This is a genomic window from Geodermatophilus sp. SYSU D00684 (assembly GCF_054050455.1).
Genome location: NZ_JBJGZI010000035.1, coordinates 1 through 21,603 on the forward strand (window position 1 = coordinate 1; position 21,603 = coordinate 21,603).

The following is a 21,603-nucleotide window of genomic DNA, read 5'->3' on the forward strand; positions in this document are numbered from 1 at the left end:
CCGATGCCGGGCGGGCGGCCCCGCGCGCGCGGGGGGGACGGCCGCCCGTGGGGGGGGGGGTGGGCGGGGGGGGGGGGGGCCCCCACCCCCGGGGGGGGGGCCCCCCCCCCCCGGAACGGTCGTGCCCCGACGTGCGGCGCCGGTCAGGGAGCGGCGGCCAGCGTCGAGGGCACCGAGGTCCCGGTGCCGGCGTCGGTGAGGTTGGTGAAGACCTCCCGCGTCGCCGTCGACCGGTTCATGGTGATGAAGTGGATCCCGGGCACGCCCTCGTCCAGCAGCTGCCGGCACATCACCGTCGCCACCTCGACGCCGTAGGCGCGCACCGCCGCCTTCTCCTCGGGTGAGTCGCCGTCGAGCTCGGCGAACCGCGCGGCCAGGTCCTCGGGGAACGCCTGGCCCGACAGCTGCACGATCCGGGCGATCTGCCGCGCGTTGGTGACCGGCATGACGCCCGCGATGACCGGCACGTCGCAGCCGTGGGCGGCGACCCGGTCGCGCAGCCGCAGGTAGTCCTCGACGCGGAAGAACATCTGCGTGATCGCGAAGTCCGCGCCGGCCCGGCACTTGCGCACGAACATCTCGACGTCGGTCTCGAAGTCCGGCGAGCGCGGGTGCCGCTCGGGGAAGGCCGCGACGCCGACGGAGAAGTCGCCCATCGAGCGGATCAGCTCGACCAGCTCCGAGGCGTACTCCAGGCCCTCGGGGTGCCGGACCCACTCGGCCTGCGGGTCGGTGCCGGGCGGGTCGCCGCGCAGCGCCAGCAGGTTGCGCACGCCCGCGGCGGCCAGCCGGCTGACCACGTGCCGCAGCTCGGCGACCGAGTGGTTGACCGCGGTCAGGTGCGCCAGCGGTGTCATCGTCGTCTCGGCGGCGATCCGCTCGGTGACGGCGACGGTGCCCTCGCGGGTGGAGCCGCCGGCGCCGTAGGTGACCGACACGAACGACGGCCGCAGCCGCTCGAGCTGCCGCAGCGCCGTCCACAGCTGGACCTCGGCCTCGGGCGTCTTCGGGGGGAAGAACTCGAACGACCACGTGGGCCGCGACGAGGCGAGCAGCTCGCGGACGCTTCGGGTCACGGGTGCCGAGGGTACGGGGAGCCGCAGCCGCTGCATCCGTCCACACGCTCCCGGCAGAAGACCCGGGGAAGACGACGACAACGCGATGGCAGAGCGGCGAGGAGGTCCCGTGAGCGCCCACCACCGGCCCCTGGACAGGACGCGCACTACTCGATGGGGCGATACTGGCCGCGTGATCACCGGGGCGGCAGAGGCAGAGTCCGTGGTCCGGCCCCTGGCACCGCCCCTGGAGGCCGCCGACCTGGACCGGATCCGCGGCGCGGTGTCCGCGGCGCTGACCGGCTTCCTCGAGGAGCAGCGGACCACGCTCGCCGGGATGGCGCCGGCGCTCACCCCCGTCGTCGACGAGGTGTGCGCGCTCGCCGACGGCGGCAAGCGGCTGCGCCCGGCGTTCGCCTACTGGGGCTGGCGCGGGGTCACCGAGGACGTCAGCGGCCCGGCCGAGGACGACGCCGCGGTGCTGCGCGCGGTCGCCGCGCTGGAGTTCGTGCACGCCAGCGCCCTGGTCCACGACGACGTCATGGACGGCGCGCTCACCCGCCGCGGCCGGCCGGCCACCCACGTCGGGTTCGCCTCGCGCCACGGCGACGGCGGCCTGACCGGCGACGGCGCGGCCTTCGGCGTCGGCGCGGCCATCCTCGTCGGCGACCTCGCGCTGGTGTGGTCCGACGAGCTGCTGCGCCGCTCGGGCATCAGCGCCCCGGCGCTGGCCCGCGCCCGCTCGGTCTGGGACACCATGCGTACCGAGGTCACCGCGGGGCAGTACCTGGACCTGCTGCGCGCCGCCGGCGGCCTGCCCGGCGCCCAGGGCGCGCTCACCGTCGCCCGCTACAAGAGCGCCGGCTACACCGTCCAGCGGCCGCTGCAGCTCGGCGCCGCCATCGCCGGCGCCGGACCGCGCGCCGCCGACGTCTACACCGCCGTCGGCCTGCCGCTGGGCGAGGCCTTCCAGCTGCGCGACGACGTCCTGGGGGTGTTCGGCGACCCGGCCGTCACCGGCAAGTCCGCCGACGACGACCTGCGCGAGGGCAAGCAGACGCTGCTGGTGGCCCTCGCCGAGGAGGCCGCGGACGACGCCGGCCGCCGGCTGCTGCGCACCTGCCTGGGCAACCCGGACTGCGGCGCCGAGCAGCTGGACGCGCTGCGCCGGCTGATCGAGGACACCGGCGCGCGCGCCCGGGTCGAGGAGCGGATCGCCGAGCGCACCGCCACCGCCCGCCGCGCGATCGCCGACGCCCCGATCGCCGACGAGGCCCGCGCCGCGCTCGACGCGCTCGCCGTCGCCGCGACCTCGCGGACCGCCTGAGCGTGCGCACCGTCCCCGGGCCGACCGACCGGGTCGTCGTCGTCGGTGCCGGCCTCGCCGGTCTCGCGACGGCGCTGCGGCTGCGCGGCGCCAACCGCGAGGTGACCGTCGTCGAGCGCGGTGACGGTCCCGGCGGGCGCGCCGGCGTGGTCGCCCGCAACGGCTACGTGCTCGACACCGGCCCCTCGGTGTTCACCGCGCCGGAGCTGGTCGCCGACACGCTGGCCGCCGTCGGCGACAAGCTCGAGGACCGGCTGACGCTGGTGCCGCTGGAGACCGCCTACCGGGCGCAGTTCGCCGACGGCTCGCACCTGGACGTGCACGCCGACGTCGACCGGTTCGCCACGGAGGTCGAGGCGCTGGCCGGCCCGGCCGAGGCCGCCGCGCTGCGCCGCTACCTCGCCGACCTCGCCGAGCTGTACCGGCTGCAGCTGGACACCTTCATCGACCGCAACCTCGACACCCCGCTGGACCTGCTCGGCCCCGAGCTGTGGGCGCTGGTCCGGCGCGGCGGCTTCGGCCGGCTGTCGAGCCACGTGGCCCGGTTCTTCACCGACGACCGGCTGCGCCGGCTGTTCAGCTTCCAGGCGCTCTACGCCGGGGTCTCGCCGTTCCGGGCGATCGCCGCCTACGCCGTCATCGCGCAGCTCGACATCGGCGCCGGCGTCTGGCACCCGGCCGGCGGGATCGGCGCGGTGCCGCGCGCGATGGCCGCCGCGGCCGCGGACGCCGGCGTGGGATTCCGGTACGGCGCGACGGTGGAGCAGCTGGAGCTGCGCGGGCGGCGGGTCACCGGCGTCTGCCTGGCGGGCGGCGAGCGGCTGCCCGCCGACGCCGTCGTCGTGACCACCGACGTGCCCGAGCGGCTGGTGCCCGGGTTCTCCCGCCGGCGGCGGCCCACGTACTCGCCGTCGTGCGTGACCCTGCACCTCGGCGTCCGCGACGAGCTGCCCGGGCAGGCGCACCACACGATCAGCTTCGGCGCGGCCTGGCGGCAGGTGTTCGACGAGCTCACCCGCGACGGCCGGCCGATGAGCGACCCCAGCCTGCTGGTGAGCATGCCCTCGGTCACCGACCGGTCGCTGGTGCCCGGCGGCGGGCAGGTGCTCAGCGTCGTCGCGCCCGCGCCGAACCTCGACCCGCACTCCGGCGGCAACCCGGGCATCGACTGGGACGCCCTCGCCCCCCGCTACCGCGACGAGGTGCTCCGTGTGCTCGAGGCCCGCGGCTGGACGGGGATCTCCGACGCGATCGAGGTGGAGCACGTGGACACCCCGCTGACCTGGGCGCGGCAGGGCATGGCGGCCGGCACGCCGTTCGCCCTGGCGCACACGTTCGGCCAGACCGGCCCGTTCCGGACGCCGACGCTGCCCCGCCGCGGCCCGGAGAACGTCGTGCTGGCCGGCTCGTCGGTGCAGCCCGGCGTCGGCGTGCCGATGGTGGTCATCTCCGGGCGGCTGGCCGCCGAGCGGATCACCGGGCCGGTGCCGCGGTGACCGCGACCGAGCGGCCGATGACCCTGGCCGAGCGGCAGGAGCGCCTCGACGCCGCCTACCGGTACTGCGCGGCGGTCAACGCCGAGCACGGCAAGAGCTACCACCTGGCCACCCGGCTGCTCACCGCCGACCGCCGCCCGGCGATCCACGCGCTCTACGCCGCCGCCCGCACCGCCGACGACCTCGTCGACCACCCCGGCGCCGACCCCGAGCGCGACCTCGCCGACTGGTCGCGGGCGCTGCTCGACGAGCTGGAGGCCGGCTGGTCCGACGACCCGGTGCGGCTGGCCACGGTGCACACCTACCGCCGGTACCGCATCCCGGTCGAGCACCTCGTCGACTTCCTCGCTGCGATGACCAGCGACCTCACCGTCACCGGCTACGCCGACATCGCCGCGCTCGACCGGTACATGTGGGGCTCGGCGTCGGTGATCGGCCTGCAGGTGCTGCCCGTGCTCGGCACCGCGCCCGGCGTCACGCGGGAGGAGGCCGCGCCGCACGCCATCGCGCTGGGCGAGGCGTTCCAGCTGACCAACTTCCTGCGCGACGTCGCCGAGGACGCCGACCGCGGCCGGGTCTACCTCCCCGCCGACGTCATGGCCGCCCACGGCGTCACCCGGGAGCAGATCGAGGCCAAGCGGTACGACGCCCGCTTCCGCGGGCTCATGCAGGAGATGGTCGAGATCGTCCGCCGCCGCTACGACGACGCCGCCCCGGGGACGCCGATGCTCGCGCCGGAGTCCCGGGACTGCGTCCGCGCGGCGACGGCGCTCTACGGCGGCATCCTCACCGAGATCGAGCGCGCCGACTACCGGGTGCTCGACCGCCGGGTGACGGTGTCCAAGCCCCGCCGCCTCGGGATCTTCGCCCGCCGCCTCGCGAGCGCCCAGGCGGTGCGGCTCAGAAGGCGGCGCTCCTAGAAGGCGAGGGCCTGCGCGCGCCGGGTGACCTCGGTGTGCCGGTCGCCGCGCAGCGCCTCGACCGGGGTCCCGGGCAGCGACTCGTCCTCGCGGAACAGCCACGCGAAGACCTCGTCGTCGCTGAACCCGCCGTCCCTGAGGACGGTGATCAGCCCGGGCAGGTGCCGCAGGACGGCGCCGTCCTGCAGGAAGTCGGCGGGGATGCGGCTGTTGCCGCTGCCCGGCACGGCCATGAGCTTGCCCTCGCGGACCAGTTGCCGGACCTTGTTGGGCGAGACCCCGAGGGCGTCGGCGACCTCTGCCGGCGTGAGGGTCTTCATCTCGTCGGGCTGCACGGTCCGAGCCTAGGACGGCGCGGGACCCGGCTACCATCGGCGGCGGGCCGTGACTGGCGCATCGAGGTGGGGCACCACCGGGGAGCGGCCTGCACTCCCCCGCCGGGCGCCTGGGCACCGCTGACGCCGACACCCGCCAGGAGCCCCCATGAGCGACGTGACCCCCTCCTTCGACGCCGCCGCGGCGTCCACCGCCTACCGCAGCGCCCTGTCGGTCATCGCCGACGTCGAGCCGCGGGTGGCCGACGCGATCGGCGCGGAGCTCGCCGACCAGCGCGCCTCCCTCAAGCTCATCGCCAGCGAGAACTACGCCAGCCCCGCGGTGCTGCTGACCATGGGCAACTGGTTCAGCGACAAGTACGCCGAGGGCACCGTCGGGCACCGCTTCTACGCCGGCTGCCAGAACGTCGACACCGTCGAGGCGCTGGCCGCCGAGCACGCTCGCGAGCTGTTCGGCGCCCCCTACGCCTACGTCCAGCCGCACTCGGGCATCGACGCCAACCTGGTCGCGTTCTGGGCGGTGCTCGCCCAGCGGATCGAGTCCCCCGCCCTGGAGCGGGCCGGCGTCCGGCACGTCAACGACCTCACCGACGAGGACTGGGCCACCCTGCGGCACGCCCTCGGCGACCAGCGGATGCTCGGCATGAGCCTCGACGCCGGCGGCCACCTCACCCACGGCTTCCGCCCGAACATCAGCGGCAAGATGTTCGCCCAGTCCTCCTACGGCACCGACCCCGGGACCGGGCTGCTGGACTACGACGCCGTCCGCGCCCGCGCCCGCGAGTTCCGCCCGCTGATCCTCATGGCCGGCTACTCCGCCTACCCGCGCAGGGTCGACTTCGCGAAGATGCGCGAGATCGCCGACGAGGTCGGCGCGACGCTCGTGGTGGACATGAGCCACTTCGCCGGCCTGGTCGCCGGGAAGGTGTTCACCGGCGACTTCGACCCGGTGCCGCACGCGCACGTGGTCACCAGCACCAGCCACAAGTCGCTGCGCGGCCCGCGCGGCGGGTTCGTGCTGGCCCAGCCCGAGTACAGCGACGCCGTCGACCGCGGCTGCCCGATGGTGCTCGGCGGCCCGCTGCCGCACGTCATGGCCGCCAAGGCGGTCGCCTTCGCCGAGGCCCGCCGGCCGGAGTTCGCCGGCTACGCGCAGGCCGTCGTCGACAACGCGGTGTCCCTCGCCGAGGGGCTGTCCCGCCGCGGCGCCCGGCTGGTCACCGGCGGCACCGACAACCACATCGTGCTGCTCGACGTCTCCGGCTTCGGCCTCACCGGCCGGCAGGCCGAGTCGGCGCTGCTCGACGCCGGCATCGTCACCAACCGCAACGCGATCCCGGCCGACCCCAACGGCGCCTGGTACACCTCCGGCGTCCGGCTGGGCACCCCGGCGCTCACCACCCGCGGGTTCGGCGCCGCCGAGTTCGACCGCACCGCCGAGCTGATCGTCGACGTGCTGTCGCACACCAGCCCGACCGCCACGAAGGACGGCTCGCCGTCGAAGGCGAGGTACGTCGTCGACGGCGGGGTGGCCGAGAAGACCCGCGCGGCCGCGGCCGAGCTGGTCGCCGCGCACCCGCTCTACCCCGGGCTCGAGCTGTCCTGAGCCCGCGACGGCGGCCCGGCCCGGGGCGGGAGCCCCGGGCCGGGACCGTCAGACGTCGCTGTCGCGGTCCTCGGGCCTCTTCGACGTCTCGACCTCGGTCTCGGTGACCGGGGCGCCGCTGCCCTCGTCCGCGCCGCCGCGCTCGACCTCGCCCTGCGGGCCGGCCTCGGGTGTCTGCTCGCTCACGCGCTCGTCCTCCCCCTCGTCGATCGGTGCCCGCACGCCTACCCGCGCCGGGGCGGGTGCACGCGGGCGGCCCCTCCCGTGACCGGTGTGACGGGAGGGTGTGCCGGCCCGCCCGCCTGCGCGTGTGCCGACCGCTCCGGGGCGGTGCGCTCCTAGACTCCTGCCCGTGGACACCGCCGTGACCGACCCCGTGGTCGGCCTGGTCCTCGAGGGGCGCTACCGCCTCGAGGAGCGCCTCGCGCGCGGCGGCATGTCCACCGTCTACGCCGCCACCGACCTCCGGCTGCACCGCACGGTCGCGGTCAAGGTCATGGCCGAGCACCTGGCCCACGACCCGACGTTCGTCGGCCGGTTCACCCGCGAGGCCCGCGCCGCCGCGATGCTCAGCCACCCCAACGTCGTCGGGGTGAGCGACCAGGGCAGCGACCAGGGGCTGGTCTTCCTGGTGATGGAGCTGGTCCGCGGCCGCACGCTGCGCGACCTGCTGCAGGCCCGCGGCCGGCTGACCGTCGCCGAGGCCTTCGCCGTCCTCGAGCCGGTGCTGGCCGGGCTGTCGGCCGCGCACCGCGCCGGCATCGTGCACCGCGACGTCAAGCCCGAGAACGTGCTCATCGGCCACGACGGCACCGTGAAGGTCGCCGACTTCGGCCTGGCCCGCGCGCTCACCGGCACCGGGCAGACCAGCCACACCGGCGGCGTGCTCATCGGCACCGTCGCCTACCTGTCCCCCGAGCAGCTCGAGCGCGGCCGCGCCGACGCCCGCAGCGACGTCTACGCCGCCGGGCTGGTGCTGTTCGAGATGCTCACCGGCCACCCGCCCTACGGCGGCGACACCCCGCTGGCTGTGGCCTACCAGCACGTGCACCACGACGTGCCCCTGCCCTCGGCCGAGGTGCCGACCGTGCCGTGGCAGGTCGACGAGCTGGTCAAGCGGACGACGCGCCGCGAGCCCGCCGTCCGCCCGCTCGACGCCGGCGCCTTCCTCGCCGACCTCGAGGACGTCCGCAGCGACCTGAGCCTGGCCCGCGTGCCGGTGCCCACCGGGCGTAGCTCCGCCGGACCCGCCACCATCCGGCCGATCAACCGGCCCCCGCGGCGGCACCCCAGCGACCCCGGCGACGGCGGCACCGAGCCGGGCACCGAGGTGCTCGGCGGCGCCCGCTCCTCCCGCGCCGGCCGCACCAGCCTGCTGCCGAACGTCGGCACCGGCCCGACGGCCGACGTCGGCGGCCGGCGGCCCGCGCCGCCGCAGCGCACCGGCGTCTCCCCGCAGGTGCGGCGCCGCCGCGCGCGGCTGGCCGTCGCCGTCGTGCTGCTGCTAGCGGTCACCGTCGGCGCGATCGGCTGGTGGATGGGCTCCGGCCGCTGGACGCAGGTGCCCGCGCTGGTCGGCAGCGACCGCGCCGCCGCCGTCGACCTGCTGCAGGAGGCGGGCCTGGACCCGGTCTTCGGCGAGGAGCAGTTCAGCGAGACCGTGCCCGAGGGCGTGGTCATCTCCGCCGACCCCGACAGCGGCGAGGCGATCCGCAACACCGACGTCGAGCTGGTGGTCTCCAAGGGGCCCGAGCGGTTCACCGTGCCCACCGACCTGGTCGGGCAGCCGGTCGAGGCGGTGCGCGAGGCGCTGGCCGGCATCCCCGTCGTCCCCACCGAGCAGCAGGACTACGACGACACCGTCCCGGTCGGGTCGGTCACCGGCTTCGAGCCCGAGGCCGGCACGGAGGTCAGGCGCGGCGACCCGGTGGTCGTCTACGTCAGCCGCGGGCCGGAGCCGGTCGCCATCCCCAACGTCGTCGGCCAGCCCGCCGACGCCGCGCAGGCCAACCTGGAGGCCGAGGACTTCACCGTCGTCCGCACCGAGGGCCGCAGCGCCGACGTCCCCACCGGGGCGGTCATGGCGGTCACCCCGGGCCCGGGCACCGAGGCGCCCTACGGCAGCGAGGTGACCATCCAGGTCTCCATCGGCGTGCCGCAGGTGACCGTGCCCGACGTGACCGGCATGGGCGAGGACGAGGCGACCGCGGCCCTGGAGGCCGCGGGCCTGACGGTCACCACGTCCACCTTCATCACCGGCGACCGCGTGTACCGGCAGAGCCCGGGCGCGGGCACCGTCGTCGACCTGGGCAGCCAGGTGAGCCTGCTGCTGAGCTTCGGGTGACGTCGATCCCCGTCGGGGCGCACGTCCAGGTGGCCGGCGGCCTGGCCACCGGCGGGCTGCGCTACACCGACGACGTCGGCGCGCAGGCGGTGCAGGTCTTCGTCGGCAACCCGCGCGGCTGGAAGCGGTCGGCCGGCGACCCCGCGCAGGACGCCGCGTTCGTCGCGGGCCTGGCCGAGCGCGGCGTCCCGTCGTTCGTGCACACGCCGTTCCTGGTGAACGTCGGCTCCCCCACCCCGGCGACCGTCGACCGCTCGATCGAGACGATCGCCGCCGACCTCGCCCGCGGGGTGCAGCTGGGCGTGCGCGGCGTCGTCGTGCACGCGGGCTCCGCCGTGGACGAGGACCGCTACGAGGCGGCGCTGCGCCAGCTGCACGAGCGGCTGCTGCCGGTGCTCGACGCCCTCCCCGACGACGGCCCGCGGCTGCTGGTCGAGCCGACGGCGGGCGGCGGCCGGTCGCTGGCGGCCACCGTCGAGGACCTCGGCCCCTACCTCGCGGCGCTCGACTGGCACCCGAGGGTGGGCGTCTGCCTGGACACCTGCCACGCGTGGGCGGCCGGGCACGACCTGGCCACCCCGGGCGGGACGACGGCGACGCTCGACGCGCTGGAGGCCACCGTGGGCCCGGGCCGGCTCGGGCTGGTGCACGCCAACGACTCCCTCGACGAGCGCGGCTCCAAGCGGGACCGGCACACCACCATCGGCGAGGGCTCGATCGGCGTCGGTGCGTTCGGCGAGCTGATGGCGCACCCGTCGATGGCCGGGGTGCCGGTCGTCGTCGAGACGCCGAGCGCCGACCGCGGCCACGCCCGCGACATCGCCCTGCTGTGCGCCCTGCGCGACGGCCGTCCGGTGGAGTCCTCCGCCGCCTGAGCGGCGCGCGCGGGGAGGGCGACACGCCGCGGTCACCCTGCGGGTTCGCCTCTTCACTTGCGGTGATCTACGGCACGGGATTGGCTCGCATCCCACCGCGGCCGCCCGGTTGCGGAGAGTTCCCCGAGGAGCCGTCCTTGCCCACTCGTCGCACCCTGGCCGCCGGCGTCGTCGCGCTGGCGACCGCCGGCCTCGGCGTCACCGCCGGCCCCGCCTCCGCCGCACCCGCCGACGGCGGCCCGCGGGCCACCTACGTGGTCACCGTCGACCGCTCGACCCTCCCCGACCAGGCGGCGGACCGGGCCCGCGGCCTCGGCGGCCGGATCGCCCACGTCTACACCGCGGCGCTCACCGGGTTCGCCGTCGAGCTGCCCGAGGCCGCCGCGGGCCGGCTGTCGGCCATCCCGGGCGTGGTCGCCGTCGAGCGCGACCAGGTGGTCACCGCCGAGGGCACGCAGTCCGGCGCGCCGTGGGGTCTGGACCGCACCGACCAGCGCGACCTGCCGCTGTCCGGCACGTTCGGGTACGCCGCGACCGGCAGCGGCGTCACCGCCTACGTCATCGACACCGGCATCAACGACGCGCACGCCGACTTCGGCGGCCGGGCGGTCTCGGGGTACGACGCCGTCGACGGCGGCCCGGCGGACGACTGCAACGGCCACGGCACCCACGTCGCGGGCACCGTGGGCGGCACCACGTACGGCGTCGCCAAGGGCGTGCGCCTGGTCGGCGTCCGGGTCCTGGACTGCGCCGGCAACGGCACCACCTCCGGCGTCGTCGCCGGCATCGACTGGGTGACCGCCGACCACGCGGCGGGCGCGCCGGCGGTGGCGAACATGAGCCTGGGCGGCGGGGCGAGCACCGCGATCGACACCGCCGTCCGCAACTCCATCGCCGACGGCGTCACCTACGCCGTCGCGGCCGGCAACGGCAACAACGCGGGCGTGGCCCAGGACGCCTGCGCCTCCTCCCCCGCGCGCGTCCCCGCCGCGCTCACCGTGGGCGCCACCGACCGCACCGACACCGCCGCCTCGTTCAGCAACCACGGCACCTGCGTGGACCTGCTCGCGCCCGGTGTCGGCATCACCAGCGCCTGGCACACCTCGCCGACGGCGACCAGCACGATCAGCGGCACGTCGATGGCCACGCCGCACGTCGCCGGCGTCGCCGCGCTCTACCTGCAGGGCAACGCGGGCGCCGCGCCGGCCACGGTCGCCGGGGCGGTCACCGCGGCCGCGACGACGAACCACGTGACGCTCTCGCGCACCGCCACCCGGGCCGGCACGCCCAACCGGCTGCTGTTCAGCTCCTGGTGATCCGCGGCGCCCGCCGGCCACCCCCGCGGGGGCCGGCGGGCGTCTCAGCGGTCGAGGAGGTCGGCGAGGACGTCGCCGGCGCGGTCGACCGCGGCCCGGTCGACGTCGAGGTGCGTGACCAGGCGGATCCGCCGGGGGCTCACCTGGGACACCAGCACGCCGCGCGCCTTGGCGGCCTCGGCCACGACCGGCGCCGGGACGTCGTCGACGACGACCATGTTGGTCTCCACCGTGGCCGGGTCGACGCCCAGGCGCTTGGCCAGCAGCCGGGCGTGCTCGTGGTCCTCGGCCAGCCGGGCGAGGTGGTGGTCCAGCGCGTGCAGCCCGGCCGCGGCCAGCACCCCGGCCTGCCGCATGCCGCCGCCCAGGCGCTTGCGCCACAGCCGGCCGGCGGCGATCCGCTCGGCGGAGGCGACCAGCACCGACCCGACCGGCGCGCCGAGGCCCTTGGACAGGCAGACCGACGCGGTGTCGGCCAGCCGCCCGTAGGTCGCGAGCTCCACGCCGGAGGCGACGGACGCGTTCCAGATCCGGGCGCCGTCGAGGTGCACGGCGACGCCGGCGTCGCGGGACCAGGCGAACAGCCGCTGCAGCTCGGCCAGCGGCTGCACCCGCCCGCCGCCGCGGTTGTGCGTGTTCTCCACGGCGACGGCGGCGGTGGCGGTCAGGTGCCAGTCGCCGCGCGGGCGCACCTGCTCGATCAGCGCGTCCGCGTCGAGCAGCCCGCCGTCGGAGACGACCGTGCGGGTGGAGATGCCGAACACCGCGGCCGCGGCACCCATCTCGTAGGTGACCACGTGCGCGTCGGCGTCGCAGAGCACCTCCTGGCCGGGCTCGCACACCAGCCGCATGCCGATCTGGTTGCCCATCGTCCCGGACGGCACGAACAGCGCCGCCTCGTGGCCGAACAGGTCCGCGACCCGCTCCTCGAGCGCCCGGATCGCCGGGTCCTCGCCGTAGACGTCGTCGCCCACCTCGGCCTCGGCCATCGCCCGGCGCATCGCCGGGGTCGGCCGGGTGACGGTGTCGGAGCGGAGGTCGATGAAGGAGGTCATCCCGTCAGTCTTTCCGGCCCCGCTGCAGGGGCCCGCCGTGAGCCTGCGAACGGTGGGGGGCAGCGGGGTCCTTCATCCACGCAGCATCTCCGCCACGAGGAAGGCCAGCTCCAGGGACTGCCCGGTGTTCAGCCGCGGGTCGCAGGCGGTCTCGTACCGGCTGTTGAGGTCCTCGTCGCTGATCTCCATCGCCCCGCCGAGGCACTCGGTGACGTCCTCGCCGGTGAGCTCGACGTGGATGCCGCCGGGCCAGGTGCCCAGCGCGCGGTGCACGTCGAAGAAGCCGAGGACCTCGTCGACGACCCGGTCGAAGTGCCGGGTCTTGTAGCCGGTCGAGGACTCGTGGGTGTTGCCGTGCATCGGGTCGCACTGCCACACGACCTGGTGGCCGCTCGCGGTGACCTTCTCCACGATCGGCGGCAGGACGTCGCGGATCTTCCCGTTGCCCATGCGGCTGATCAGCGTCAGCCGCCCCGGGACGCCGTGGGGGTCCAGCCGCTCGACCAGCTCGGTGGCCTGCTCCGGGGTGGTGGAGGGCCCGATCTTGACGCCGATCGGGTTGGCGATGCGCGACATGAACTCCACGTGCGCGCCGTCGAGCTGGCGGGTGCGCTCGCCGATCCACACGAAGTGCGCCGAGGCGGCGTACGGCCGGCCCTCGTGCACCCGCAGCAGCGCGGCCTCGTAGTCGAGGATCAGCGCCTCGTGGCTGTTGTAGAGCTCGACGCCGCGCAGCGCGCTGTCGTCGACCCCGCAGGCCTTCATGAACGCCAGCGCCCGGTCGATCTCGCGGGCGATGACCTCGTAGCGGACGCCGGCCGGCGAGTTCGCGACGAAGTCCTTGTTCCAGTCGTGGACGGCGTGCAGGTCGGCCAGGCCGCCGTGCGCGTAGGCGCGGATCATGTTCATCGCCGCGGCCGAGTTGGCGTAGGCGCGCACCAGCCGGTTCGGGTCGGGGATGCGCTTCTCGAGCACCGGCTCCAGCGAGTTGACCATGTCGCCGCGGTAGGACGGCAGGCCCAGCGCGTCGGTGTCCGACGAGCGCGGCTTGGCGTACTGCCCGGCCACCCGGCCGACCTTGACCACCGGCACGCTCGCGCCGTAGGTGAGGACGACGGCCATCTGCAGCAGCGTGCGCGTGGTGCTCTGCAGGTGGGCGTCGGTGTTGAGGTCGAAGGTCTCCGCGCAGTCCCCGCCCTGCAGCAGGAACGCCCGCCCCTGGGCGACCTCGGCCAGCCGGCCGCGCAGCTCGTCGACCTCGCTGGGCGCCACGATCGGCGGCACGGACGACAGCGTCGTGAGGACGCCGTCGAGGGCGGCGCGGTCGGGCCAGGTCGGCTGCTGGGCGGCGGGGAGCTCGCGCCACCGGTCGAGGCCGGGCACCGGCTGCGGGGATGGGGACAGGCTCACGCCGTCGAGGGTACGGCGGTCCCCCGCCTCACCCGAAGAACACCTCGGCCTCGGCGTACCGCTCCAGCGGCACCAGCTTGAGCCGCGCGGTGGCCTCCGCGATCGGCACGGGGACGACGTCGGTCCCGCGCAGGGCCACCATGACACCGGAGCGCCCCTCGTGCAGCGCGCCGACCGCGGCCAGGCCGAACCGGGTGGCCAGCACCCGGTCGAACGCCGACGGCGTGCCGCCGCGCTGGATGTGCCCGAGCACCACCGCGCGCGCCTCCCGGCCGGTGCGCTCCTCGAGCAGCGCGGCCAGCGCCGCGCCGATGCCACCGAGCCGGACGTGGCCGAAGGCGTCGCGCTCGCCGGTGGCGGTCACCAGGTCGCCGTCGGCCGGCCGCGCCCCCTCCGAGACGACGACGATCGGCGAGTAGCCGGACTCGAAGCGGTGCAGGCAGTGCGCGACCACGGCCTCGACGTCGAACGGGCGCTCGGGCACCAGCACGACGGTGGCGCCGCCGGCCATCCCCGCGTGCAGCGCGATCCAGCCGGCGTGCCGCCCCATCACCTCGACGACCAGCGTCCGGTGGTGGCTGTCGCCGGTGGTGTGCAGCCGGTCGATGGCCTCCATCGCGACGCCGACCGCGGTGTCGAAGCCGAAGGTGTAGTCGGTGCCGTCGAGGTCGTTGTCGATCGTCTTGGGGACGCCGACCACCCGCACCCCCTCCCCCGTCAGCTTCGCGGCGACGCCGAGGGTGTCCTCGCCGCCCACCGGCACCAGCGCCTCGATCCCGTGCCGTTCGAGGGTGGCCATCACCCGCGCGGGCCCGCCGTCGATGGCGTAGGGGTTGGTGCGGGACGTGCCGAGCACGGTGCCGCCGCGGGGCAGCAGCCCGCGGACGGCGGGCAGGTCCAGGGGGACGGCGTCGTCGTCGAGCAGGCCGCGCCAGCCGTCGCGGAAGCCGACCACCTCGTCCCCCGCCCCGATGCCGCACCGGACCACGGCCCGGATGACCGCGTTGAGGCCGGGGCAGTCGCCCCCGCCGGTCAGGATCCCGATGCGCACGACGCCTCCCGGAGGGACGAACCGCAGGTCAGCACGATCCTGCACCCATCGGTGACCGCGGTCACCGTCTGCGCGCCGGAACCGGCAGGATCGCCGCCGTGGACCCCGCCGAGATGCTCGCGCTGATGCCCTTCGCCGTCGCCACCGGCGTCGAGCTGGACCGGGCCGGGCCCGGGGAGGTCACCGGCCGGCTGCCGTGGGCGCCGCAGCGGTGCACCGCGGGCGGGGCGCTGCACGGCGGCGCGCTGATGACGCTGGCCGACACCGTCGGCGCCGTCTGCGCCTTCCTCAACCTGCCGCCCGGGGCGTCGACGTCGACCCTCGCCTCCTCGACGTCGCTGCTGCGCGCGGTCCGCGGCGGGACGGCGCACGCCACCGCCCGCCCGCTGCACGTCGGCCGCTCGACGGTCGTCGTCCTCACCGAGGTGACCGACGACGACGGGCGGCCGGTGGCCTCGGTCACCCAGACCCAGGCCGTGCGCGGACCCGCCTGAGTCACGGTCCGCCCCACCCGCCCCAGCCGTCCCGGCGCGGCCCGTTCCGGTACAGGACCGGCCGCACCGTGCCGACGCTGCGGCGCGGTGCCGGGTGCTCTGCCCGGGCCGGGAGGGGGACGACGTGCTCGGACGGTGGGGCATCAGGACGAAGGTGGTCGCGCTGGCCGTCGCCAGCGTGGCGGCGACCGGCGGCGCGATGGCCGGGGTGAGCGCGTGGCAGAGCGCGCGGTTCGCCGACACCACGCAGGAGTCGGTGACCGAGCTGGTCGAGGAGAGCGTCGCGCGCACCGCGGCCGGCGTGCAGGACGTCGTCGCCACCCAGGGCCAGTCCACCGCCGCGCGGGTCGACAGCCAGCTCGCCGTCGCCCTCGACGTGCTGGCCCGCTCGGGCGGGCTCACCGTCGGCGGCCCCGGCGGGCCCGTGCACTGGGAGGCCAAGAACCAGCAGTCCGGCGAGGTGACGCCGGTCGACCTGCCCCGGGTCACCGTCGGCGGACAGTGGCTCGGCCAGAACGGCGACCCCGCGCTGCCCACCGCCGTCGTCGACCAGGTGAAGGCGCTGGTCGGCGGGACCGCGACGATCTTCCAGCGCACCCCGGCGGGCGACATGCTCCGCGTGGCCACCAACGTCACCGGCGCGGACGGCCGGCGGGCGATCGGCACCTACATCCCCGCGGTCAACCCCGACGGGCAGCCGAACCCGGTGGTCGCGGCGGTCACCTCCGGGCAGACCTACCGCGGCAACGCCTTCGTCGTCGGCTCCTGGTACGTGGCGGCCTACACCCCGCTGCTGGACCGGGCCGGCCAGCTGGTCGGGATGCTCTACGTCGGCGAGCAGCAGCAGGCCATCCCGGCGCTGCGGGAGAGCCTGGAGGCCACGCAGGTCGGCGCGCACGGGCACGTCGAGGTGTGGGGCGGCACCGGCGACCGGGCCGGCACCGTGCTGGTCAGCCCCGGCGGCGCCCGCGACGGGCAGGCGCTGATCGACGCCACCGACGCCGACGGCCGCCCCCACGTGCGCGAGATCGTGGACGCCGCCCTCGGCCTGGCGGACGGCGAGCAGGCCACCGTGCACTTCACCGACCCCGAGGCCGGCCCGACCACCGCCCAGGTCGCCTACTACGCGCCGTGGGACTGGGTGCTGGTCACCCTCGCCCGCGACGCCGACTTCACCGGCCCGGTGGACCGGCTCGCCGACGGCCGCGCCGCCATGGTCACCGCGCTGGTCCTCGCCGCCGTCCTCGTCGCGTTGCTCGGCGGGGTCGTCGCCTGGCAGCTCGGCCGGCGGCTCACCGCGCCGCTGCACCAGCTGCGCGCCCGCATGGCCGAGATCGCCGACGGCGAGGGGGACCTGACCCAGCGCATGACGGCCACCGGCGACGACGAGGTCGGCCAGCTGTCCGCGGCGTTCAACCGGTTCGTGGAGAAGGTCGCCGGCACCGTGCGCGACATCGGCGGCTGCGCCCGCCAGGTGGCGGCGTCGGCGTCGGGCGTGGCCGCGGTCGCCGACGGGCTGGCCACCCGCGCCGCCCGCAGCCGCGACCAGGCGCAGGCGGCGCACACCGCGGCCAGCGACATCAGCGCCGGCGTGTCCGCGGCCGCGGCCGGCGCGGAGGAGATGGGCCTGTCGATCACCGACATCGCCCGCAGCGCCGCCGAGGCCGCGCAGGTGGGCCGGCAGGCCGCCGAGCTCGCCCGCCAGACCGAGGGCGCGATCGCCGCGCTGGGCACCAGCTCCGCGGAGATCGGCGAGGTGGTGCGCGTCATCGCCGCCGTCGCCGAGCAGACCAACCTGCTCGCGCTCAACGCGACCATCGAGGCCGCCCGCGCCGGCGAGGCGGGCAAGGGCTTCGCCGTCGTGGCCAACGAGGTCAAGGAGCTCGCGCAGGAGGCCGCCCGCGCCAGCGACGACATCGCGCGCAGGGTCGAGGCCATCCAGGCCGACACCGGCGCCGCGGTCGGCTCGATCACCCGCATCGCCGAGGTCGTGCACGCGATGAACGACCACCAGCTCACCATCGCCAGCGCGGTGGAGGAGCAGTCGGCGACCACCCGCGAGCTGACCCGCAGCGTCGCCGCGGCCGCCGAGGGCGCGGGCTCGGTGTCCGCCACGCTCACCACGGTCAGCGCCGACGCCCGCGACAGCGCCGACGACGTCGACCGGGCGCACGCCGCCGCGGTGGAGCTCGACGGGCTCTCCCAGGAGCTCACCCGCCTGCTCGCCGTCTTCACGGTCTGACGGTGCATCTCCGCGGAAGTGCACGGTGCACCTCCGCGGAGATGCACGGGGATGGAGGCCGCCCGTGCCCGCCGCTCAGCGGGGCCGGGCGGCCTCCATCGCCTGCCAGCGGGCGAGGTTGTAGCGCGCGTCGACCAGCGCGTCGTGCGTGCCGGCGGGCTTGGGCGGCAGCTCCGGCCGGCCGAGGTCGTCCCACCGCTGCCGCAGCTCCCGGGTGAACCGCGGCACCGCCCGCGGCAGCGCCGTCATCGGTCCCCACAGCTGGGCCAGCGCCACGTGGTCGTAGGCGGCGAACCACGCCCACAGCTCGACCTCCTCCCCTGGGCCGGTGAGGAAGGCGAGCAGGTCGTCGCGGATGCGCCGGCGGCTGCGCCAGGCCCGGTCGGCCGGCGGCGGGAGCTGGTCGAGCACGTTGCGGCGCACCCACGGGATGGCGCGGCGCTCGTCGAACTCGGTGCTGACGGCGTAGAACTCGCGGCCGGTCTCGTCGACGACGCCGATCGAGACGAGGTCGATCGTCGTCCCGTCCTCGATGAACTCGGTGTCGTAGAAGAACCGCCGCACACCGCCCACCGTAGGTGCGCTCAGCCCGCCCGGCGGCCGCCCAGCGAGGACCGGCCGAACTCCTGCCCCTGCAGCGCCGCGATGTCCCGCTCGAGCTGCGGCACGCGGGCGGCCGACAGACTGACCATCACCTTCTCCGCCACCGCGCCGGTGACCGCCTGGCGCAGCGCCGAGACGACGCCGACCGAGCGCGGCACGAACACCCGGCGGCCGCGGGTCTCCAGGTTCTCCACCAGCGCCTCGGCGCACTCCTCCACCGAGGTGGACGCGCCCAGCGGGCCCGGCAGCCGCCGGCGGGTCGCGGCGAAGGTGGGCAGCGCCGCCTCGGTGTCGCGCACCAGGTCGGTGTCGATCCAGGTCGGGTGGGCGCTGGCCACGGTGACGCCGCGGTGGGCCACCTCCAGCCGCAGCGCGTCGCCGAAGCGCTCGAGCCCGGCCTTCGCCGCGCAGTAGGCGCTCATGCCCGGCAGCACCGTGAACGCGGCGGCGGAGCTGACCAGCAGCACGTGCCCGCGCCGCTCCGCCACCGCCGGCAGCGCGGCGTGCGCGGTGAGCATCGCACCGGTCAGGTTCACCTCGATCGTCCGCGCCAGCGCGTGCGCGGAGCTCGTCATGACGGTGGTCAGCGGGGCGATCCCGGCGTTGGCGACGACGACGTCGAGGCCGCCGAAGGTGTCCACGGTCCGGGCGACGGCGGCCCGCAGCGCCTCGGGGTCGGTGACGTCGCACTCCACCCACAGGTGCTCGGGGCCCAGCTCGTCGGCGACCCGGGCCAGCAGTTCGGGCTCGAGGCCGGCCAGCGCCACCCGGGCGCCGCGGGCGGCGGCCCGGCGGGCCAGCTCGGCACCGATGCCGCGGGCGGCGCCGGTGACCAGCACGGCCCTCCCGGCCAGCGGGGTGCGGGTCCTCCTGCGGGGCGACAGCGGCATCGGTGCTCCCTCGGGGTCTCGGCGCTCGTGTTGAGCACTGCTCAACGACGGTTGTAGCTTGTTGACCGTTGCTCAGCAAGCCGGACGTCGTAGGAGGAGCACCCGGTGACCAGCACGCTGGACAGGCCCGCCCCGGGCGCCGAGGACACCCGGGAGGTCGGGGTCGCGATCATCGGCACCGGGTTCGCGGGCCTGGGCATGGCGATCAGGCTGCGGCAGCGCGGCGATGCGGACTTTGTGCTGCTCGAGCGGGCGCACGACGTCGGCGGCACGTGGCGCGACAACCACTACCCGGGCGCCGCCTGCGACGTGCAGTCCAACCTCTACTCCTTCTCCTTCGCGCCCAACCCGGACTGGCCGCGCTCCTACTCCGAGCAGCCGGAGATCCAGGCCTACCTGCAGGCCACCGCCGACCGCTTCGACGTCCGGCGGCACTGCGTCTTCGGCGCCGAGGTCACCGCCGCCCGGTGGGACGACGCCGCCCGCCGCTGGGAGGTCGAGACGACGGCCGGCCGGTTCCGCGCCCGCGTGCTCGTCTCCGCCGCCGGCGCGCTGGCCGACCCGAGCCGGCCCGACATCCCGGGCCTGCGCTCCTTCGCGGGCACCGTCGTGCACTCGGCGCGCTGGGACGACGGCCACGACCTCACCGGCGAGCGGGTCGCCGTCGTGGGCACCGGCGCCTCGGCGATCCAGATCGTCCCCGCCATCCAGCCGCGGGTCGGCAGCCTCGCCGTCTACCAGCGCACGCCGCCGTGGATCGTGCCGCGCACCGACCACCCGGTGTCCCCGCGGGTGCAGCGGCTGTACCGGCTGGTCCCCGGCTTCCAGCGGCTGGTCCGCGCGGTGCTCTACCTGGTCCGCGAGTTCCTCGTCGTCGGCATGGCCAAGAACCGGCGCTTCCTCGGGCCGGTCGGCCGGGTGGCGAGGGCACACCTGCACCGGCAGGTCCGCGACCCGAAGCTGCGGAAGTCGCTGACGCCGGACTACACGATCGGCTGCAAGCGGATCCTGATCAGCAACGACTACTACCCGGCGGTGTCGGCCCCCAACGCCGAGCTGGTCACCGCGGGCATCGCGGAGGTCCGGCCGCACTCGATCGTCACCGTCGACGGCGTCGAGCGGCCCACCGACACGATCGTGCTGGCCACCGGCTTCCACGTCACCGACCTGCCCATCGCCCGGCGGATCACCGGCCGCGACGGCCGCACCCTCGCGCAGGTGTGGGACGAGGGCATGGTCACCAACCGGGGCAGCGCCGTCGCCGGCTTCCCCAACCTGTTCCTGCTGGTCGGGCCGAACGTCGGCGTCGGCCACACGTCGATGGTCTACATGATCGAGTCGCAGGTGGCCTACGTCGACGACGCCCTGCGCACCATGGCCGCCGAGGGCCTGGACGCCCTCGAGACCACCCCGGAGGCGCAGGAGGCCTACCGCGAGCTCATCGCCCGCCGGTCCCGCGGCACGGTGTGGCTGGCCGGCGGCTGCGGCAGCTGGTACCTCGACCGGCACGGCCACAACACCACGCTCTGGCCGGACTTCACCTTCCGCTTCCGGAGGCTGACCCGGCGGCTGGACCGCGAGAACTACGTCGGCACACCCGCCGGCGCGCCCGCCCGCACCCCGGAGGTGGCCGCGTGAGCACGACCGCTCCCCCGCGGCTGCGCCGCACCGCCGCCGTCGCCACCCCCGACGGCGCCCTGCTGCACGCCACCGTCGAGGGTCCCGACGACGCCCCCGTGACGCTGGTCCTCGCGCACGGCTGGACGCTGTCGCAGGCCGCCTGGGACGACGTCGCCGCGCTGCTCACCCCGCAGGTGGCCGACGGCCGGCTGCGCCTGGTCCGCTACGACCAGCGCGGCCACGGCCGTTCCAGCTGGGGCACTGCGGAGGTCTCCATCGACCGGCTGGGCGCGGACCTCGCCGCCGTGCTCGACCGGCTCGCGCCCACCGGCCCGGTCGTGCTGGCCGGGCACTCGATGGGCGGCATGACGGTCATGTGCCTGGCCGCGGCCCGGCCCGAGCTGTTCGGCGACCGGGTGCGCGGCGTCGCGCTCGTGTCGACGTCGGCCGGCGACCTGCAGCCGCCGCCGCGCACCCGCGCCGAGCGGCTCCGGCAGCGACTCACCCCCGGCGCCCTGTCGCTCGCGCTGGCCGGCGCGCGCGTGGTCGAGCGGCTGCGCCGGCTGGTGCCGCCGGAGCACCCGCGGCACCGGGCGCTGGTGCGCGACCTGCTCTACGGCGCCGACGCCACCGACGCGATGGTGCACGCCGGGGCGGAGATCGTGCACGCGACCACCGTGCGGGCGTTCACCGCGTTCCTGCCCGCACTGGGCGACCACGACAAGTCCGCCGAGCTCGCCGCGCTCACGCGCGTGCCGGTCGAGCTGCTGGTCGGCGACTCCGACAAGCTGACCCCCGTGCGCCACACCCGCCGGCTCGCCGAGGCCCTGCCCGGCGCGCACGTGCAGGTGGTCCCGCGGACCGGGCACATGCTCCCGAACGAGCGGCCGTCCCTGGTGACCGCGTCGATCGCGCGGCTGCTCACCGGGGCCGCGGCGTCCCGGGCCGCCGCCTGAGCGGTCCG

At 76.0% G+C, this 21,603-nt stretch carries 19 protein-coding genes and 1 riboswitch; of the genes, 11 read left to right on the forward strand and 8 right to left on the reverse strand.

Annotated features, from left to right (window positions below):
• Positions 1-143: 143 nt before the first annotated feature.
• On the reverse strand, positions 144-1,076 hold the full coding sequence (gene metF, locus ACI79L_RS20960) for a methylenetetrahydrofolate reductase [NAD(P)H] (RefSeq protein ID WP_456938643.1): 933 nt from the start codon (positions 1,074-1,076) through the stop codon (positions 144-146).
• Positions 1,077-1,278: 202 nt separating this feature from the next.
• Here metF and ACI79L_RS20965 point away from each other — a divergent pair, with 202 nt between their 5' ends.
• Genes ACI79L_RS20965 through ACI79L_RS20975 form a run of 3 tightly spaced genes read left to right on the forward strand, consistent with a single transcriptional unit; the run spans position 1,279 to position 4,798 of the window.
• Positions 1,279-2,382, forward strand: coding sequence for a polyprenyl synthetase family protein (locus ACI79L_RS20965; protein WP_456938644.1), 1,104 nt, complete (start codon positions 1,279-1,281; stop codon positions 2,380-2,382).
• Positions 2,383-2,384: 2 nt separating this feature from the next.
• Entirely contained in the window at positions 2,385-3,878 is a 1,494-nt protein-coding gene (gene crtI / locus ACI79L_RS20970) for a phytoene desaturase family protein (protein WP_456938645.1), read from the forward strand.
• Entirely contained in the window at positions 3,875-4,798 is a 924-nt protein-coding gene (locus tag ACI79L_RS20975) for a phytoene/squalene synthase family protein (protein WP_456938646.1), read from the forward strand. Before crtI ends, ACI79L_RS20975 begins: the two co-directional genes overlap by 4 nt.
• Here ACI79L_RS20975 and ACI79L_RS20980 read toward each other — a convergent pair.
• The gene (locus ACI79L_RS20980) at positions 4,795-5,133 is read right to left on the reverse strand and encodes an Rv2175c family DNA-binding protein (RefSeq protein ID WP_456938647.1); all 339 of its coding nucleotides are present in this window, start codon (positions 5,131-5,133) and stop codon (positions 4,795-4,797) included. The genes ACI79L_RS20975 and ACI79L_RS20980 overlap by 4 nt on opposite strands.
• A gap of 39 nt (positions 5,134-5,172) precedes the next feature.
• Positions 5,173-5,256: riboswitch (ZMP/ZTP riboswitch) on the forward strand.
• A gap of 25 nt (positions 5,257-5,281) precedes the next feature.
• Here ACI79L_RS20980 and ACI79L_RS20985 point away from each other — a divergent pair.
• Positions 5,282-6,739, forward strand: a complete 1,458-nt coding sequence (locus ACI79L_RS20985) for a glycine hydroxymethyltransferase (RefSeq protein ID WP_456938648.1) — start codon at positions 5,282-5,284, stop codon at positions 6,737-6,739.
• A 48-nt stretch (positions 6,740-6,787) separates the two neighbouring features.
• Here the strand turns inward: ACI79L_RS20985 and ACI79L_RS20990 are convergent, their stop codons facing one another.
• Positions 6,788-6,925: a hypothetical protein gene (locus ACI79L_RS20990; RefSeq protein WP_456938649.1), complete on the reverse strand. Its 138-nt coding sequence runs from the start codon at positions 6,923-6,925 to the stop codon at positions 6,788-6,790.
• Positions 6,926-7,091: 166 nt separating this feature from the next.
• Between ACI79L_RS20990 and pknB the strand changes: the two genes are divergently transcribed.
• The 3 genes from pknB (at position 7,092) to ACI79L_RS21005 (ending at position 11,274) form a co-directional block, all read left to right on the forward strand.
• Positions 7,092-9,083 (forward strand): Stk1 family PASTA domain-containing Ser/Thr kinase, encoded by a 1,992-nt coding sequence (gene pknB / locus ACI79L_RS20995; RefSeq protein WP_456938650.1) that lies wholly within the window; start codon positions 7,092-7,094, stop codon positions 9,081-9,083.
• Positions 9,080-9,958 (forward strand): deoxyribonuclease IV, encoded by an 879-nt coding sequence (locus ACI79L_RS21000; RefSeq protein WP_456938651.1) that lies wholly within the window; start codon positions 9,080-9,082, stop codon positions 9,956-9,958. Before pknB ends, ACI79L_RS21000 begins: the two co-directional genes overlap by 4 nt.
• A 137-nt stretch (positions 9,959-10,095) precedes the next feature.
• Positions 10,096-11,274, forward strand: coding sequence for a S8 family peptidase (locus tag ACI79L_RS21005; RefSeq protein WP_456938652.1), 1,179 nt, complete (start codon positions 10,096-10,098; stop codon positions 11,272-11,274).
• A 44-nt stretch (positions 11,275-11,318) separates the two neighbouring features.
• Here the strand turns inward: ACI79L_RS21005 and ACI79L_RS21010 are convergent, their stop codons facing one another.
• The 3 genes from ACI79L_RS21010 to ACI79L_RS21020 all read right to left on the reverse strand — a co-directional run bounded on the left by ACI79L_RS21010 (position 11,319) and on the right by ACI79L_RS21020 (position 14,790).
• A complete protein-coding gene (locus ACI79L_RS21010; RefSeq protein ID WP_456938653.1) occupies positions 11,319-12,329 on the reverse strand; it encodes a threonine aldolase family protein in 1,011 nt (336 codons plus the stop codon).
• Positions 12,330-12,401: 72 nt separating this feature from the next.
• Complete coding sequence (locus ACI79L_RS21015) at positions 12,402-13,739, reverse strand: class II 3-deoxy-7-phosphoheptulonate synthase (protein WP_456938654.1); 1,338 nt, start codon at positions 13,737-13,739, stop codon at positions 12,402-12,404.
• Between the two features lie 28 nt (positions 13,740-13,767).
• Positions 13,768-14,790 (reverse strand): ATP-dependent 6-phosphofructokinase, encoded by a 1,023-nt coding sequence (locus tag ACI79L_RS21020; protein ID WP_456938655.1) that lies wholly within the window; start codon positions 14,788-14,790, stop codon positions 13,768-13,770.
• Between the two features lie 98 nt (positions 14,791-14,888).
• On the opposite strand from ACI79L_RS21020, the gene ACI79L_RS21025 reads away from it, so the two are divergent.
• Positions 14,889-15,284 carry a PaaI family thioesterase gene (locus ACI79L_RS21025; protein ID WP_456938656.1) on the forward strand — a complete coding sequence of 132 codons (396 nt, stop codon included), beginning with the start codon at positions 14,889-14,891 and terminating at the stop codon, positions 15,282-15,284.
• A 124-nt stretch (positions 15,285-15,408) separates the two neighbouring features.
• Positions 15,409-17,526, forward strand: a complete 2,118-nt coding sequence (locus tag ACI79L_RS21030; protein ID WP_456938657.1) for a methyl-accepting chemotaxis protein — start codon at positions 15,409-15,411, stop codon at positions 17,524-17,526.
• A gap of 75 nt (positions 17,527-17,601) precedes the next feature.
• Here ACI79L_RS21030 and ACI79L_RS21035 read toward each other — a convergent pair whose 3' ends face one another.
• Positions 17,602-18,090 carry a polyadenylate-specific 3'-exoribonuclease AS gene (locus ACI79L_RS21035; RefSeq protein WP_456926597.1) on the reverse strand — a complete coding sequence of 163 codons (489 nt, stop codon included), beginning with the start codon at positions 18,088-18,090 and terminating at the stop codon, positions 17,602-17,604.
• 20 nt (positions 18,091-18,110) lie between these two features.
• Positions 18,111-19,019, reverse strand: a complete 909-nt coding sequence (locus ACI79L_RS21040) for a short-chain dehydrogenase/reductase (RefSeq protein ID WP_456938658.1) — start codon at positions 19,017-19,019, stop codon at positions 18,111-18,113.
• A 105-nt stretch (positions 19,020-19,124) separates the two neighbouring features.
• Here ACI79L_RS21040 and ACI79L_RS21045 point away from each other — a divergent pair, with 105 nt between their 5' ends.
• The gene (locus ACI79L_RS21045; RefSeq protein WP_456938659.1) at positions 19,125-20,657 is read left to right on the forward strand and encodes a flavin-containing monooxygenase; all 1,533 of its coding nucleotides are present in this window, start codon (positions 19,125-19,127) and stop codon (positions 20,655-20,657) included.
• Complete coding sequence (locus tag ACI79L_RS21050) at positions 20,654-21,595, forward strand: alpha/beta fold hydrolase (RefSeq protein WP_456938660.1); 942 nt, start codon at positions 20,654-20,656, stop codon at positions 21,593-21,595. The genes ACI79L_RS21045 and ACI79L_RS21050 overlap by 4 nt, the downstream gene beginning before the upstream one ends.
• The last annotated feature ends 8 nt before the right edge of the window (positions 21,596-21,603 follow it).